The 14,692-nt window shown below is 65.4% G+C and carries 18 protein-coding genes; 1 reads left to right on the top strand and 17 read right to left on the bottom strand.

The features are described 5' to 3' along the window. Window positions 1-35: 35 nt before the first annotated feature. The 13 genes from PCE31106_RS11330 to PCE31106_RS11270 all read right to left on the bottom strand — a co-directional run bounded on the left by PCE31106_RS11330 (window position 36) and on the right by PCE31106_RS11270 (window position 10,343). Complete coding sequence (locus tag PCE31106_RS11330) at window positions 36-599, bottom strand: hypothetical protein (RefSeq protein WP_174975118.1); 564 nt, start codon at window positions 597-599, stop codon at window positions 36-38. Window position 600: 1 nt separating this feature from the next. Further along, complete coding sequence (gene hisD, locus PCE31106_RS11325) at window positions 601-1,923, bottom strand: histidinol dehydrogenase (RefSeq protein WP_150563311.1); 1,323 nt, start codon at window positions 1,921-1,923, stop codon at window positions 601-603. Beyond that, window positions 1,920-2,600 carry an ATP phosphoribosyltransferase gene (gene hisG / locus PCE31106_RS11320; RefSeq protein WP_130027398.1) on the bottom strand — a complete coding sequence of 227 codons (681 nt, stop codon included), beginning with the start codon at window positions 2,598-2,600 and terminating at the stop codon, window positions 1,920-1,922. Before hisG ends, hisD begins: the two co-directional genes overlap by 4 nt. After that, on the bottom strand, window positions 2,597-3,874 hold the full coding sequence (murA, locus tag PCE31106_RS11315; RefSeq protein WP_232424490.1) for a UDP-N-acetylglucosamine 1-carboxyvinyltransferase: 1,278 nt from the start codon (window positions 3,872-3,874) through the stop codon (window positions 2,597-2,599). The genes hisG and murA overlap by 4 nt, the downstream gene beginning before the upstream one ends. Window positions 3,875-3,933: 59 nt before the next feature. After that, window positions 3,934-4,173, bottom strand: a complete 240-nt coding sequence (locus tag PCE31106_RS11310) for a BolA family protein (RefSeq protein WP_017231786.1) — start codon at window positions 4,171-4,173, stop codon at window positions 3,934-3,936. Window positions 4,174-4,191: 18 nt separating this feature from the next. Beyond that, window positions 4,192-4,959, bottom strand: coding sequence for an ABC transporter permease (locus tag PCE31106_RS11305; protein WP_017231785.1), 768 nt, complete (start codon window positions 4,957-4,959; stop codon window positions 4,192-4,194). After that, on the bottom strand, window positions 4,956-5,882 hold the full coding sequence (locus tag PCE31106_RS11300; protein WP_017231784.1) for an ABC transporter ATP-binding protein: 927 nt from the start codon (window positions 5,880-5,882) through the stop codon (window positions 4,956-4,958). The genes PCE31106_RS11305 and PCE31106_RS11300 overlap by 4 nt, the downstream gene beginning before the upstream one ends. A gap of 353 nt (window positions 5,883-6,235) precedes the next feature. Beyond that, entirely contained in the window at window positions 6,236-6,493 is a 258-nt protein-coding gene (locus tag PCE31106_RS11295) for an STAS domain-containing protein (protein WP_017231783.1), read from the bottom strand. A gap of 4 nt (window positions 6,494-6,497) precedes the next feature. Beyond that, window positions 6,498-7,118 carry an MlaC/ttg2D family ABC transporter substrate-binding protein gene (locus PCE31106_RS11290; protein ID WP_017231782.1) on the bottom strand — a complete coding sequence of 207 codons (621 nt, stop codon included), beginning with the start codon at window positions 7,116-7,118 and terminating at the stop codon, window positions 6,498-6,500. Between the two features lie 188 nt (window positions 7,119-7,306). After that, window positions 7,307-8,173 carry an MlaA family lipoprotein gene (locus PCE31106_RS11285; protein ID WP_017231781.1) on the bottom strand — a complete coding sequence of 289 codons (867 nt, stop codon included), beginning with the start codon at window positions 8,171-8,173 and terminating at the stop codon, window positions 7,307-7,309. A gap of 4 nt (window positions 8,174-8,177) precedes the next feature. After that, window positions 8,178-8,717, bottom strand: a complete 540-nt coding sequence (gene mlaD / locus PCE31106_RS11280; protein ID WP_150563310.1) for an outer membrane lipid asymmetry maintenance protein MlaD — start codon at window positions 8,715-8,717, stop codon at window positions 8,178-8,180. 49 nt (window positions 8,718-8,766) lie between these two features. Then, entirely contained in the window at window positions 8,767-9,534 is a 768-nt protein-coding gene (gene mlaE, locus PCE31106_RS11275) for a lipid asymmetry maintenance ABC transporter permease subunit MlaE (protein WP_017231779.1), read from the bottom strand. Further along, a complete protein-coding gene (locus PCE31106_RS11270) occupies window positions 9,531-10,343 on the bottom strand; it encodes an ABC transporter ATP-binding protein (protein WP_026131562.1) in 813 nt (270 codons plus the stop codon). Before PCE31106_RS11270 ends, mlaE begins: the two co-directional genes overlap by 4 nt. A gap of 269 nt (window positions 10,344-10,612) precedes the next feature. On the opposite strand from PCE31106_RS11270, the gene PCE31106_RS11265 reads away from it, so the two are divergent. Continuing rightward, a complete protein-coding gene (locus PCE31106_RS11265; protein ID WP_150563309.1) occupies window positions 10,613-11,197 on the top strand; it encodes a GNAT family N-acetyltransferase in 585 nt (194 codons plus the stop codon). Window positions 11,198-11,217: 20 nt separating this feature from the next. Here PCE31106_RS11265 and PCE31106_RS11260 read toward each other — a convergent pair whose 3' ends face one another. The 4 genes from PCE31106_RS11260 to PCE31106_RS11245 form a co-directional block, all read right to left on the bottom strand. Beyond that, a complete protein-coding gene (locus PCE31106_RS11260; RefSeq protein ID WP_150563308.1) occupies window positions 11,218-12,411 on the bottom strand; it encodes a thiamine phosphate synthase in 1,194 nt (397 codons plus the stop codon). Between the two features lie 64 nt (window positions 12,412-12,475). Further along, complete coding sequence (locus PCE31106_RS11255) at window positions 12,476-13,321, bottom strand: thiazole synthase (protein ID WP_150563307.1); 846 nt, start codon at window positions 13,319-13,321, stop codon at window positions 12,476-12,478. Between the two features lies 1 nt (window position 13,322). Next, window positions 13,323-13,520 (bottom strand): sulfur carrier protein ThiS, encoded by a 198-nt coding sequence (thiS, locus tag PCE31106_RS11250; RefSeq protein ID WP_017235755.1) that lies wholly within the window; start codon window positions 13,518-13,520, stop codon window positions 13,323-13,325. A 15-nt stretch (window positions 13,521-13,535) separates the two neighbouring features. Further along, window positions 13,536-14,666: an FAD-dependent oxidoreductase gene (locus PCE31106_RS11245; RefSeq protein WP_150563306.1), complete on the bottom strand. Its 1,131-nt coding sequence runs from the start codon at window positions 14,664-14,666 to the stop codon at window positions 13,536-13,538. Window positions 14,667-14,692: the final 26 nt, after the last annotated feature.

Genomic DNA, 14,692 nt, shown 5'->3' with positions numbered 1-14,692 from the left:
ATTGCGCGACATCGCGCGGAATCATTGATAAAGGATCAGTTGAAGGCGAACGTCAGCCGTCCGGCGTCGGCGCCGTCGATCTTGACGACGCAGCGTCGACCGGTTTCCACACTGCCGAGCGCATCGGTAATGCGCTGCAACCGCACGCCGGTCTGCCAGGACAGCGCCTGCGCCACCGCCGGGCTCACGTGCGCGTGCGCGGCATCCGCCTCGCAACGCATGGCGACCAGGCGGTTGCCAACGCGGCCGAACACGCCGTGGGCCACTTCGTCGTCCGTGCCGCGCAGCGCGGTCTTGCCGCCGAGCCGCAACACGTAAATATCGTTGTCGAACGCCTGACGGCTCACGCACACGGTCATACGCTCGACCGACGTGCCCTCGAAGGTGGCGTGCTGGCAATACTGACCGGCGGCGTAGGCCGAGGGACTGCTGGCAGCCGCGAGGGCGCACACGACAGCCACTCTGCGCACAGCGCGCGCGAAGCGGGCCGGCAGCGGCCACGACAACGACCCCGGGGACAGGGCGCTGGCACGGGGCCGACGCCGAGCGGTGGCCGACGTCGTTGGACAATACGCGGGCCGCAGGGCGTCGTCGCGCATGTCAGGACTCGCGGTGCAGACGGTATTCGGCGCTGCGCGCGTGCGCCTGCAGGCCTTCGCCGTAAGCCAATTCCGCGGCGATCTCGCCAAGCATGCGGGCACCGCCCTCGCTCACTTCGATCAGGCTCGAACGCTTGATGAAGTCGTACACGCCCAGCGGCGACGAGAACCGCGCCGTGCGCGACGTCGGCAGCACATGGTTGGGACCGGCGCAGTAATCGCCCAGGCTCTCGCTCGTGAACTTGCCGAGGAAGATCGCGCCGGCGTGGCGAATCTTGTCGCCCCACTGCTGCGGGGTTTCGGTGGAGATTTCGAGGTGCTCCGGCGCGATCACGTTGACGATCTCGCACGCTTCGGCCATGTCGCGCACCTTGATCAGTGCGCCGCGGCCTCGCAACGAGGCGGCAATCACTTCGCGGCGCGGCATCTCGTCGATCTGGCGCTCCAGCGAAGCGTGCACGCGCGCGAGATACGCGGCGTCCGGGCACAACAGGATCGACTGCGCGAGTTCGTCGTGTTCCGCCTGCGAGAACAAGTCCATCGCGACCCAGTCGGGATCGGTCGTGCCGTCGCAAATGACAAGAATCTCTGACGGCCCGGCAATCATGTCGATCCCGACCGTGCCGAACACGCGGCGCTTGGCGGCAGCCACGAACGCGTTGCCCGGCCCGACGATCTTGTCGACGGCCGGCACCGTGGCGGTGCCATAGGCCAGCGCGGCGACCGCCTGTGCGCCGCCGATGGTGAACACGCGGTCCACCCCGGCGATTTGCGCGGCGGCGAGCACCAGCGGGTTCTGCACGCCATCCGGCGTGGGCACCACCATGACGATCTCTTTCACCCCCGCCACACGCGCCGGAATGGCGTTCATCAGCACCGACGACGGATAAGCCGCCTTGCCGCCCGGCACATAGATGCCCACCCGATCGAGCGGCGTGACCTTCTGGCCCAGCATCGTGCCGTCCGGCTCGGTGTATTGCCAGCTATGACTGCCGCACTCGATGCGCTGCTTCTCGTGATAGGCGCGCACGCGGGCCGCTGCGGCCTCGAGCGCCGCGCGACGCTTCGGCTCAAGGCTCTCGAGCGCAGCCGCCAGCGCTTCGGCGGGCAGCTCCAGCGCCGTCATGTCCGTCGCGCTCAAGCGGTCGAACTTGTTGGTGTATTCGATGACGGCCACATCGCCGCGCGCCTTCACGTCGGCGAGAATGTCGGCCGCCGCACGATCGATGGCGGCGTCTTCGCTCGCCTCGAACGCCAGGACATCGCGAAGCTGCGCCGCGAAGCCTTCGGCGGAGGAATCGAGTTTGCGAATATCGAGTTTCATGCTGTTTGCCGGGACGCCCGCTCGAAGGCATCCAGAATAGGCTGCAACGACTCGCGCTTCAACTTGAGTGCAGCCTGATTGATCACGAGGCGGGAGGAGATCTCCATGATCTCTTCCACTTCCACCAGATTGTTGGCCCGCAGCGTGCCGCCCGTGCTCACCAGATCGACAATCGCGTCGGCCAGACCCACGAGCGGGCCCAGCTCCATCGAGCCGTACAGCTTGATCAGGTCGACGTGCACGCCCTTGGCCGCGAAGTGCTCGCGCGCCGTTTGCACGTACTTGGTCGCCACGCGCAAACGTGCCCCTTGACGTACGGCATTCGCGTAATCGAAGCCCTTCGGTACAGCAACAGACATGCGGCAACGCGCAATGTTCAAATCGATTGGCTGATACAGACCGCCGCCGCCGTGTTCGATGAGCACGTCCTTGCCGGCCACGCCGAAGTCGGCGGCACCATATTGCACATAGGTCGGCACGTCGGTCGCGCGCACGATGATGACCTGCAGGTTCGGATCCGTCGTCGGCAGAATCAGCTTGCGGGAGGTCTCGGGGTCTTCCGTGACTTCGATACCGGCGGCCGCCAGCAACGGCAGCGTCTCCGTAAAGATACGCCCTTTCGAGAGCGCCAGCGTCAGCGGTTGAGCGAGCGGCTGGGCGGGCTTGGCGGAACTCATGCAATGTCTCCCTGGCGCGCTTCGACGCGCCGGATTTGCGCGCCCACGGCGCACAACTTGGCCTCGATGCGATGATAGCCGCGATCGAGGTGGTGAATACGGTCGACGAGCGTGCGGCCCTCGGCCGTCAGACCCGCGACGATCAGGCTGGCGGAAGCGCGCAGGTCGGTCGCCATCACATGCGCACCCGACAGGCGATTCACGCCGGAAATCCGCGCCGTGTTGCCGTCGATGCCGATGTTCGCGCCCAGACGCGTCAACTCCTGCACGTGCATGAACCGGTTCTCGAAGATCGTTTCGACGACCTGCGATGCCCCTTCGGCAACGCAATTCAACGCCATGAACTGGGCCTGCATATCGGTCGGGAACGCCGGATATTCCGACGTTCGGAAACTGACCGCCCGCGCGCGCCGATCCATCGTCACGCGCAGCCAATCCGCGCCGGCCGTCACGTTCGCGCCGGTTTCGCGCAACTTCTCGATCACCGCGTCGAGGGTACCCGGCACAACGCGATGCAGCGTGATATCGCCACGCGTCGCCACCGCCGCGCACAGGAACGTGCCGGCTTCGATCCGATCGGGCACAACATCGTGTGTCGCGCCGGACAGGCGCGGCACGCCCGTCACGACCAGACGATCAGTGCCGATGCCGTCGATCTTCGCACCCATCTTCACGAGCAGCTCGGCCAGGTCCGTCACTTCGGGTTCGCGGGCGGCATTGGCCAGCACCGTAACGCCGTCGGCCAGCGTGGCCGCCATGAGCAGGTTTTCGGTGCCCGTGACGGTGATCATGTCGGTCACAAGCGTCTCGCCACGCAGACGCGTTGCTTTGGCGACGATGTCGCCGTGCGTCAGCGTGATTTCGGCGCCCATCTTCTGCAGGCCCTTGATGTGCTGATCGACAGGTCGCGCCCCGATCGCACACCCGCCGGGCAGCGACACGCGCGCCTCGCCGCAACGCGCCAGCAGGGGGCCGAGCACGAGAATCGACGCGCGCATGGTCTTTACGAGCTCATAGGGGGCCGCCGGCTCGGTGATCTGCGACGCATCGAGCGTCACTGATTCGCCGTGACGCTCGACCTTCACGCCCATGCGTGCGAGCAGCGTCAGCATGGTGCGCACGTCGTGCAGATCGGGCACGTTGCCGAGCACCACCGGCTCGGCCGTCAGCAGGCACGCACACAGGATCGGCAGCGCCGCGTTCTTGGCGCCCGATACGGTAATCTCTCCCGCCAGCCGCTCGCCGCCCTCGATCACCAGGTGGTCTGCGGCCATGCGCTCGCCGGTGGCGGTCTCGCCGTTGCCGGCGACGCCGGCGCTTTCTTGCGTAATCCTCATTGCGCCCGATACTCCGCAGGCGTGAGGGTCTTCATGGACAACGCGTGAATTTCCGCCTTCATGCGATCGCCTAGCGCGGCGTACACGAGTTGATGGCGGGCGATGAGACGCTTGCCGTCGAACTGCTCGCTCACGATGGTCGCGTAGAAGTGCTGACCATCGCCTTCGACGGCCACGTGCTCGCAAGCCAGACCGGCTTCAATGTACTGTTTGATTTGTTCGGGGGTAGGCAGCATGGCCGATCCTAGAGAAGTTCAGTGACGCAATTTATAACCACGGCGCAGCAAAGTCAGCGCGACGGTTGCGAGTATCAGAAAAGTCGCACCCACAACGGCAAGGCTGGTCTGCGGGGCAACGTCGGACACACCGAAGAAGCCGTAACGGAACCCGTCGATCATGTAGAAGAACGGGTTGAAGTGCGAGACAGCCTGCCACAGCGGCGGCAGCGAGTGAATCGAGTAAAACACGCCCGCCAGGAACGTTGCCGGCATGATCAGGAAGTTCTGGAACGCCGCGAGTTGGTCGAACTTCTCCGCCCAAATGCCCGCGATCAGACCCAACGTGCCGAGAATCGCCGCCCCAAGGAACGCGAAGCCGATGATCCACAGCGGCGCGGCGAACGTCAGATGCGTGAACGTGACCGTCACCGCGAAGACGCCTGCGCCCACGCACAACCCACGCACGACCGCGGCGAGCACGTACGCGCCGTACATCTCCCAATGCGACAGCGGCGGCAACAGCACGAACACGAGGTTGCCCGTGATCTTGGACTGGATCAGCGACGACGAGCTGTTCGCGAACGCGTTCTGCAACACGCTCATCATCACCAGGCCCGGCACGAGGAAAGATGTGTACGTGATCTGGTCATAGACCTTCACGCGGTCTTCGAGCACGTGGCCGAAGATCATCAGGTACAGCAGCGCGGTGAGCACCGGCGCGGCCACGGTCTGGAAGCTGACCTTCCAGAAACGCAACACTTCCTTGTAGAACAGCGTGCGGAATCCGACCCATGCCCCGATCATGCTGCCACCTCCTGCGCGCGCGAACCGGACATGATCTGCACGAACACGTCCTCGAGATCGGCCTTCTGGATGTCGATGTCCTCAACGATGCAGCCCGCCGCCCGGCAGGTGGCGAGAATCGATTCGACTTCGTCGCAGCCCGCCAGACGCAGCGCGAACTGAGGTCCACTCGTATTTTGCGGGTCGACCAGCAACGGGCGTAGTGCGTCGGGCAGCGTGCCGTGCTTGAAGCGCAGCACGAGACGCGTGCCCGCGAAACGCTGCAGCAACGAGGCGGTGCGCTCGAGCGCCACGACTTCGCCGCGCTTGAGCATGGCAATGCGGTCGCACAGCGCTTCCGCTTCTTCGAGATAGTGCGTAGTCAGCACGATGGTGTGGCCTTCGCGGTTCAGGCGCGAGATGAATTTCCAGAGCGTCTGGCGCAGTTCGACGTCGACCCCGGCGGTCGGCTCGTCGAGCACGATCACCGGCGGGCGATGCACGAGCGCCTGCGCAACGAGCACGCGCCGCTTCATGCCGCCCGAGAGCTGGCGCATGTTCGCGTCGGCCTTGTCGGTCAGGTCGAGGTTCGCCATGACTTCGTCGATCCAGTCGTCGTTGCGCGTCAGACCGAAGTAGCCGGACTGGATACGCAGCGTTTCGCGAACGGAGAAGAACGGATCGAAGACGAGTTCCTGCGGCACCACGCCGAGCTTGCGGCGGGCATTGCGGTAGTCGCGCACCACGTCGTGGCCGAGCACACTGACGCTGCCCGCATCCGCGCGCGCGAGGCCGGCGAGAATACTGATCAGCGTGGTTTTGCCGGCACCGTTGGGGCCGAGCAGACCGAAGAATTCCCCTTCTTCGATCGAAAAGCTGACGCCTTTGAGCGCCTGCAATGCCTGATAGCGTTTCTTGACGTTACGGATTTCGATGGCGGCCATGGACTGCACGCACCCGCCTTGGCGAGCGCGCCATATAGATTCTCCGGCCACGCCCGCGCGTGGGCGCAACCGCTGGGATCGCGGCAGCAGCCATATCGGCGGCGTGGGTGCCCGGATGAGGGTAACTGCCCAAAAGTCGGCAGAAAACCCCTGATTATAAAGGAAGCCGGTGGCGGCCGTGCTCACGCCCTGTCCAGTGCCCCCCAAGGGAAACGTCGATCACGGGCGCGACGCCCGCAAGGCCCTTCGGGCCGGGTATGCGTCGCGCTCGGCCGGCATCACCGCATTGCCCATAAAAAAAGCGCCGTTGCGAGACGGCGCTTTCCTGCGGGACGGCGATCCGGCCAGGCGAATCAGATCGAGAGCAACTGGTCGACGCCGTACACCAGCGCAAGGCTGGCCAGCCCCGCTGGCAGGTTAGTGAACGCCAACGTCGCACCACGCCGAACCGCGTGGCGGCGCAGGGCCAGCAACACGGCGAGCGCCGACGAATCGAACTGCTTCAGCCCGGCGCAATCGATCTGGGTCTCGCCCGCGTCGATGCGATCGATGGCCTGCGCGAGGACGTCGCCGGCGGTGTCGTGCGTGAGGTCGGTCTGCAACGCGAGCATGCGCTTACTTGCCGCCGGCCAGTTGCTGGTTGCGCTGGGTCAGGAACTGAATCAGACCGTCGACGCCCGACTTGTTCACCTGCTCGGCAAACTGATTGCGGTACGTCTGGATGAGCCAGGCGCCCAGCACGTTCAGGTCATACAGTTTCCATTCGCCGCTGGCCGACTTGTACAGACGATAGTCGAGCTCGATCTGCTGACCGTTGTTGAGGACATCGGTATAGACCACGGCGTCGGTATCGCCCGGCTGACCACGGAACGGCTTGTAGTTGACCTGCTGGTCGCGAATCTGCGCGATGGCGCCCGCGTACGTACGCAGCAGCAGCGTCTTGAACTGCTCGGTCAGCTGCTGCCGTTGCTGCGGCGTGGCGGTGCGCCATGCGGCGCCAGTCGCCAACTGCGTCGTCTTCGCGAAGTCGGCGTGCGGCAAGATCTTCTGCTCGACCAGCTTGGTGATGCTGTTCAGATCACCCTTCTGGATGTTCGGATCGGACTTGGCGGCGGCCATCACTTCGTTCACGGTCTGCTTGACCAGAACGTCAGGCGCTTGCGCCTGGGCCACGGCAGCGCCGGCGGCGGTGTACGTCATCAAAGCCATGACGGGAATGAGCCAAAACTTCTTCATTGTGGACTTCCTCTTTCGAGTGACAGGTGTTGCGGGATTGGATACCCGTGTTGTGTCTGGAGTTCGCGAAATACCGGCAGTGTCGTGTAACAAACTGTTGCCCGACAGGCCTGCCAACGGCGCCCCGTAAGGCGGGGCGCCCTGTCATCAGGAGGCATCGATGCCTTGCGGCAGGCGACTCGCGCCGATCACCGGCGGAACGGCAATCCGCCCGGCACGATCTTGCCCGGTACGGGCGAACCTTGCGGCGCGTCCGGTTCGGCTTTCACGCCCGAGGCAGGTTCGGCTTGAACGCCTGAGGCAGGCATCGGCTGCGCGTTCGTGCCGCCGGCGCCGTCTTCCTCTTCGTAATTCGGCAACGCCGCGTTGCCCGCGGCCCCGCCATTGATCAAATACTTGCGTCGTGCGAGATAAGCATCGCGCGTGAACGAGTATGGATCGAGGGCGGCGGCTTCGAGAAGGTTCGATGCGTCGAGCAGGTTCGCTCGCGTATTCACGATGCGAACGCCGAAGATCGAGTAGCTGACCCAAGTCGGATTGATATACGACGTCGGGTCGATGAACATGTTGCCAGCCATGCCGACGCTGTCGCGCACCGTGCTCGGGCCGAGCACCGGCAGCACGAGGTACGGGCCGTCGGGCAGGCCCCACTTGCCGAGCGTCACACCGAAGTCCTGGCTGTGCTTGGGCAAGCCGGCCGGCGTGGCGAAGTCGACCAGACCGCCCACACCGAGGAAGGTGTTGATCGTCAGGCGCATCAGATCCTGCACGGCAGCCGTGACTTCCAGTTGCAGCAGGTTGTTGGCGAAGTTGTACACATCGCCCACGTTCGAGAAGAAGTTCGTGACCATGTCGCGCGCCGGTTGCGGCACGGCGAAGCGGTAGCCCTTGGCCACGGGCGTCATGACCGTCTTGTCGAGCGTGTCATTGAACGTGTACATCGAACGGTTGAACCCTTCGATGGGGTCGGCGGGACTCGGATTCGTGACAGTGGCGCACCCTGCCAGCGCCATCGCGCCGGCGGCCAGCACTGCCGAAGTACGGAAGCGGGTCATCTTTTTATTTTCCTTGGGTTGCCGTGGCCGCCCCTGAGGCCGGCAAAGCAGCGGGTGCGGTCGATGCCCCGCCCGGTTGGGCGCCCCCGGCATCTGCCGCCTTGTTATACAGGAACTGGCCGATCAGATTTTCCAGCACGATTGCGGATTGCGTGAGCGTGATCGTATCACCGGCCTTGAGCATTTGATCGTCGCCGCCCGCCTCGAGCCCGATGTATTGCTCGCCGAGCAGCCCCGACGTCAGGATCTTCGCCGACGAGTCCTTCGGGAAGTGATATTGCGAATCGATGTTAAGCGTCACGTCGGCCACGTACCGCTTGTCGTCGAAGTTGATCGACGCCACGCGTCCGACCACGACGCCCGCGCTCTTGACAGGCGCCCGCGGCTTGAGGCCGCCGATGTTGTCGAAGCGCACCGTCACCGGATACGAACTCGAGAACGACAGCGAACTCATGTTGCCCACCTTGAGCGCGAGGAACAGCAGCGCTGCGAAGCCGAGAACGACGAACAGGCCAACCCAGAAGTCGAGGGGGTGTTTTTTCATTGTGTCAGTGTGCGCAATCTATCTATGTCTTGGCGGGCACGCAGGCCCGTTAGCTGAACATGAGGGCCGTGAGCAGGAAGTCGAGACCGAGTACCGCGAGGGACGCCTGCACCACCGTACGGGTGGTCGCACGCGACACGCCCTCTGGCGTCGGCTGCGCCTCGAATCCCTGGTACAGGGCGATAAAGGTGACGGCAATCCCGAACACTACGCTTTTGATGACGCCGTTGGCGACGTCCGACCACACGTCTACGCCGCCTTGCATCTGCGACCAGAACGCGCCGGGGTCCACGCCGATCAACTTCACGCCGACCAGGTAACCGCCAAACACACCCACCGCCGAGAAGATGGCCGCGAGAATCGGCATGGCGATCACGCCTGCCCAGAAGCGGGGGGCCACCACGCGCGCGATCGGATCGATCGCCATCATCTCCATGGCGGTCAATTGCTCCCCTGCCTTCATCAAACCGATTTCGGCGGTGAGCGAGGTTCCAGCGCGTCCCGCGAACAGCAGTGCGGTGACCACCGGCCCCAACTCACGCACCAGCGACAGCGCCACAAGCAGACCCAGCGCCTGTTCCGAGCCGTACCGGTTAAGCGTGTAATAGCCTTGCAGGCCCAGCACGAAGCCGACGAACAGGCCCGAGACCGCAATAATGACGAACGAATAGTTGCCGACGAAATGAATCTGGTCGGTCACCAGACGCGGCCGGCGCAGCATCGCCCCGCTCGACGCGAGCACGCGCCAAAACATTCGAGCACCGTACCCCAGGCGCTCTACGTGACCGCGAACAAAACTACCGAGGGTCGTGATCATGCACGCGCTCCCATCCCAAAATCGTCCGCAAGCGACGGCGCGGGATACTGAAATTTTACGGGCCCGTCCGGTTGCGCATCGATGAACTGGCGCACCGTCGGGTCATTCGAGGCTCGCAGCGCCTCCGGCGTCCCCTCGGCACCGATGCGCCCTTCACTAATGAAATAGATGTAGTCGGCGATGGCAAAGGTCTCCGTCACATCATGCGAAACAATAATGGACGTGGCGCCCAGCGCGTCGTTGAGCTTGCGGATCAGATTCGCGGTGATACCCAACGAGATCGGGTCGAGCCCGGTGAACGGCTCGTCGTACATGATGAGGTCCGGGTCCAGCGCCATCGTGCGTGCCAGCGCCACACGTCGCGCCATGCCGCCCGAAATCTCGGCCGGCTTCATGTCGCGTGCGCCGCGCAGGCCCACGGCGTTGAGCTTCATCAGCACGAGGTCGCGAATGAGCGCATCGTCGAGCCGGGTGTGTTCGCGCAGCGGAAACGCCACGTTGTCGAACACCGTCATGTCGGTAAAGAGCGCACCGAACTGGAACAACATGCCCATGCGACGCCGCAAGCGGTACCAGCCAGCGTGGTCGAGCGATGCGACATCCGTCCCGTCGAATTCGACGGTGCCGCGGCTGGCATGGACGAGCCCGCCGATCAGGCGCAGCACGGTCGTCTTGCCGCAGCCGGACCCCCCCATCACCCCAACGACTTTGCCGCGGGGGAACCGCATATTCAACCCGGAAAGCACCAATCGTTCGCCATAACCAAAGCTGACGTCGCGCAATTCGAGCAAATTTTCCGGATTCGGGATAGGCACGTTTCGGGTCTTATAGTGCGGCGCAAAACGCCAATTATAGGGGGGAATGCCGATTGATGCCGCCCAACGGCGATGGACGAAATCGAGGATTGGCGCTGCCCCGCGGCATTCTACAGGGCCGGCGTCCATTCGCCTTGTCGCGCGCCGACCGGCACAACGAACAAAAAACGTAACGCCAGCAAGGACTTATCGAGACCTCGGGGGTCACGGGTGTTGCGCCGTTGCTACAATACGCCGTTTCACGCAATAAATCGTTGACCCCGATGCCCCGCGCCACCCAAACGCCTTTCCTTCCCCTTCTGCCGCAAGCTACGGAGAAGATCGAATTTCGGATTCGTCCGATGCAATCCTGCGATATTCCCCAAGTCCTGACGGTACAGGCAGCAGCGTATGTCGGTCCGATGCGTGAGTCGGAAGCGACATTGGCCTCACGTCATGCGCTGTCGCCGTCAACGTGTTGGGTTGCGGAGGGAACAGGCCCAACGGATACGTCCGTGGTCGGCTATCTACTGACACACCCGTGGCGCATGGCCGCCCCGCCGCCACTGGACACCATCCTCAAGGCCCTGCCTGACGCGGCCGACTGCTGGTACGTGCACGACATGGCGCTGCTCCCTCGCACGCGCGGCGCGGGCGTGGCTTGCCAACTCTACGCGGCGGCCCTGGCGGTGGCACGGTCGTCAGGATTGCGCGCGTCGGCCCTCGTGGCGGTGCAGCAATCGCAGGGGTTCTGGGCGCGCTTCGGTTATGCCGCAACGAGCGATGCCTCGCCGCAGATGGCCGCGAAGTTGGCCGCGAAGTTGGCCGGATACGGCGACGGCGCCATGTTCATGACGCGCACGCTATAACGGGCTGCGCGCGGCAAACATCACGCGCGTTGCGCGAACGCCTGCTGCATTCCCTTCACCGCGGCCGCCACATCGACGGCCTGCGTGACGGCTCGCACCACGGCCGCGCTGGTCACCCCGGTGTCGAGCACTTGCCCGAGGTTGTCCGCATCGATGCCGCCAATGGCGACAAGCGGATAGTGCGGCGCGATAAGCTTCACGTACCGCGCCAACTTCGCGAGCCCCTGCGGGGCGGTCGCGATCACTTTGGTGGTTGTCGGAAACACGGCGCCCACGGCCAGATAGCTGGGCCGGAAGTGATGCGCCGCCAGCATCTCGTAATAGCCGTGCGTGCTGATGCCCAGGCGCATGCCGGTCGCAAACAGCGCCGCGACCTCGTCGGCGGAAAGTGCCGCCATATCTTCCTGTCCGAGGTGCACGCCGTAGGCACCCGCTTGCGCGGCTTCGCGCCAATGGTCGTTGATGAACCAGGCACTGTCGTGCATCACGCGCCGCCCGGCCGCCACCGTCCGTTCGATCTCAGAGCGCAGCGTCGGATCCGCGGGATCCTTGATCCGCAACTGCACGGTGCCGACCTGAAGATCGGCCATGCGCTCGCAAGCGCCGGCATCTGGCAGCACCGGATACAGACCGAGCCGTGACGGGCAGGCCGGGAACCGGCCGGGTGACGGCACTTGGCCGAGCACGACCGGGAAGGTTTCGAGCACCGTCGGCCATGCCCCGAGCGTGTCGGCATCGGTCGCGCGCGCGTGGCTGCCGTCGGTGCGCCATGCGCGCGCGAGCACGAGCGCGTCGTGCGGGGCGAATCCGCAGTCGAGGAACGCAGCGAACGCGGGGAAGAAGGCCGGATCGTCCGCGCCCGCGACACGATAAACGGTGTCGTGCGTGTACAAGGTGTCTTCCACCTGTCCCGCCGCCAGCGCCCGCGAGCAAAGGACAACGGCGTGCGCCGCCCGCCATGCGTCGATCTGCACGGTGGCTTCGGTTCCGGGAGCGCCCTGCGGCGAGAGCGGCCACCAGACCACGTCCCCAGCCCCCGCGCGGTCCGGCGTCTGCGCGTGCACACGCCAACTTGGCGTAGCGGGGTCGTCCGGCCACGGCGCGAGGCGCGCGCGGATGCCGGCGGCGGCCTGTTGCCATGCTGTGGCGAGGGGTGCGTTAGCCGGCAGGCATTGCACGTGAGACAGGGTGGCGCCGCCGCTATGCGTCGTCATGAAGCTTCCCGGTGGGTCAGGCGGTGCGAGGTTGCGGTGGAATTCAAGCGCGTCTCCTCGGGGATCACGCGCCCGACTGATGCCAGAACGGCACCCCGACGACCGGCGTGCTGGCTTCGGCGCTCTCGCGCTCGGCCATCGGCCCCGCGAGCCACGCCGCGCGGCCCGCCTTGATCGCGGCGGCGAACGCGCCGGCCATCTCCACCGGCTGGGCGGCAAGCGCCACGGCCGTGTTGAGCAACACGCCGTCGAAGCCCCACTCCATCACCTGACACGCGTGCGACGGCAGTCCGAGGCCGGCATCGACGATGAGCGGCGTATCCGGCAGACGGTCGCGCAGCAGTCGCAGGCCGTACGGATTGATCACGCCCTTGCCAGTGCCGATCGGCGCCCCCCAGGGCATCAGCGCCTGACAGCCCACGTCGAGCAAGCGACGGCACAGCACCAGGTCTTCCGTGCAATACGGCAGCACCTTGAAGCCGTCGCGAATCAGTTGTTCGGCAGCCGTCACCAGACCGAACGGGTCGGGCTGGAGCGTGTAGTCGTCGCCAATCAGTTCGAGCTTGATCCAGTCGGTCTCGAAGACTTCGCGCGCCATTTGCGCCGTCGTCACCGCTTCCTGCACCGAGTGGCAACCCGCCGTATTGGGCAGCACCGGCACCGCGAGACGGCGCAGCGTTTCCCAGAAATGGCCTTCCGACGCCTGCGCCCCGGTGCCCGAGAGTTGTCGGCGCAACGCCACCGTTACCATGCCCGGGCGGGCGGCGTCGATGGAATCATTGAGCGCCTGCAGCGACGGGTAGCGCGCCGTGCCGAGCAGGAAGCGACTGCCGAAGCGCGTGTCATACAGCGTGAGCGCGTCGCGCACGCTGCCTGCGGCCACGTTGGCCGATTCGGTGAATGCGTTCATGTCAGCCTCCGGCCACCGGTTGCACTACATCGATTTTGTCGCCATGCGCGAGCGCGCGGGCGGCATATTGCGTCTTGGGCACGAACTGCCCGTTGATCGCCGCGGCGAACGGCGGCTTGGCGCCATAGGCGGCGAGCGCCTCGGCCAGCGTCGCCGCCTCGGCCACGCTCAGTGTCTGTTGATTGATATGAATATCCATGGTGTCCCTCCCCTCTCATGCCTGACGGAACAGGTCCGGCCACGGCCGGCTGGCTCGCCACATCTCCCAGTCGAACGCGTGCCCAACGCCTACTCGCGCGCTCGTCGCTTGCATCAATGCCTGCGCCAGCGCGCACGCCTCTCCCGTGACCGCCGGCGCGAGCAAATATCCGTGCCGGTACAAACCGTTCACGCGCAGCACCCGCGCACCGTCCCACTGCACCCGCGGCAGATGGTCGGGCAATGCCGGACGGCAGTTGACATTCAGCTCGACAATGCGCGCCTCGCCGAACGCCGGGTTCAGCGAATGCGCCGCCGAGAGCAGTTCGAGCGCGGAGCGCACGGTCATCGGCGACATATCTTCCGACTCGAGTTCGGTCGCGCCGATCACATACAGATCGTTTTCCTTGGGCGCGATATAGATCGGATAGCGCGGATGCAGCAACCGCACCGGCCGGCGCAGCCCAATGCCCGGCGCGTGAATTCGCACCACCTCACCCCGCACACCGCGCAATTGCGTGAGCGCGGCACGCGCGCCCAGCCCGCGGCAATCGATGACCAGACCGGCGTCCGGATACGCGCCCTCGGCGATCTCGGTATGCCAATGCAGCGCCGCCCCCGCCTTCGCAAGACCCGCCGCCAGCGCACGCAACAGTTGCCGGTTGTCGAGCTGGCCCTCGTTCGGCAGCCACCAGCCTTCCTGAAAACGTCCGGCCAGCGCCGGCTCGACGTCGGCCAATTGCGCGCCGGACACGCGGCGCACACCTTCGCGCAGCAAGGCCGGCGGGGCATTGGCCCGCATGCGTCGGTCGAACATTACCGCCTCGGCGCGATCGGGCTGGTGCCACACGACCAGCGTGCCGTTGCGTTGGAAGAAGACGTGTTCGGGCAGGCCGTCGATCAATGCCGGCCAACGTTCCAGGCCGACGGCGCCCATCTCGACGATGCTCGGCTCTGCCACGGCCGCTTCGGCCAAGGGCGCGAGCATGGCCGCTGCCACCCAGCCGGCAGCCGACGACCCGTCGGCATCGCCACGCTCGTAGAGCGCCACGCGTGCGCCGGCACGAATCAGTTGCCACGCCAGCAGACGCCCGGACAGGCCGCCGCCGAGCACGGCAACGTCGGGACGCGAAGTGGAAGCGCTCATACGCGTTCTGCCGCGCAAGCCGGGAC

This window comes from Pandoraea cepalis, from assembly GCF_902459665.1.
Classification (GTDB): Bacteria; Pseudomonadota; Gammaproteobacteria; order Burkholderiales; family Burkholderiaceae; genus Pandoraea; species Pandoraea cepalis.
This window is presented reverse-complemented; position numbering and strand designations above follow the sequence as displayed.

Coding starts and splice junctions, on each gene's coding strand:
- hisG (WP_130027398.1), bottom strand. CDS start 2,600: ATGAGTTCCGCCAAGCCCGCCCAGCCGCTCGCTCAACCGCTGACGCTG.
- PCE31106_RS11310 (WP_017231786.1), bottom strand. CDS start 4,173: ATGCTGCCTACCCCCGAACAAATCAAACAGTACATTGAAGCCGGTCTG.
- mlaE (WP_017231779.1), bottom strand. CDS start 9,534: ATGATCACGACCCTCGGTAGTTTTGTTCGCGGTCACGTAGAGCGCCTG.
- PCE31106_RS11255 (WP_150563307.1), bottom strand. CDS start 13,321: ATGAACGCATTCACCGAATCGGCCAACGTGGCCGCAGGCAGCGTGCGC.
- PCE31106_RS11265 (WP_150563309.1), top strand. CDS start 10,613: ATGCCCCGCGCCACCCAAACGCCTTTCCTTCCCCTTCTGCCGCAAGCT.
- PCE31106_RS11290 (WP_017231782.1), bottom strand. CDS start 7,118: ATGAAGAAGTTTTGGCTCATTCCCGTCATGGCTTTGATGACGTACACC.
- PCE31106_RS11330 (WP_174975118.1), bottom strand. CDS start 599: ATGCGCGACGACGCCCTGCGGCCCGCGTATTGTCCAACGACGTCGGCC.
- PCE31106_RS11285 (WP_017231781.1), bottom strand. CDS start 8,173: ATGACCCGCTTCCGTACTTCGGCAGTGCTGGCCGCCGGCGCGATGGCG.
- PCE31106_RS11295 (WP_017231783.1), bottom strand. CDS start 6,493: ATGCTCGCGTTGCAGACCGACCTCACGCACGACACCGCCGGCGACGTC.
- PCE31106_RS11260 (WP_150563308.1), bottom strand. CDS start 12,411: ATGACGACGCATAGCGGCGGCGCCACCCTGTCTCACGTGCAATGCCTG.
- PCE31106_RS11305 (WP_017231785.1), bottom strand. CDS start 4,959: ATGATCGGGGCATGGGTCGGATTCCGCACGCTGTTCTACAAGGAAGTG.
- PCE31106_RS11300 (WP_017231784.1), bottom strand. CDS start 5,882: ATGGCCGCCATCGAAATCCGTAACGTCAAGAAACGCTATCAGGCATTG.
- murA (WP_232424490.1), bottom strand. CDS start 3,874: ATGGCCGCAGACCACCTGGTGATCGAGGGCGGCGAGCGGCTGGCGGGA.
- hisD (WP_150563311.1), bottom strand. CDS start 1,923: ATGAAACTCGATATTCGCAAACTCGATTCCTCCGCCGAAGGCTTCGCG.
- thiS (WP_017235755.1), bottom strand. CDS start 13,520: ATGGATATTCATATCAATCAACAGACACTGAGCGTGGCCGAGGCGGCG.
- PCE31106_RS11245 (WP_150563306.1), bottom strand. CDS start 14,666: ATGAGCGCTTCCACTTCGCGTCCCGACGTTGCCGTGCTCGGCGGCGGC.
- mlaD (WP_150563310.1), bottom strand. CDS start 8,717: ATGAAAAAACACCCCCTCGACTTCTGGGTTGGCCTGTTCGTCGTTCTC.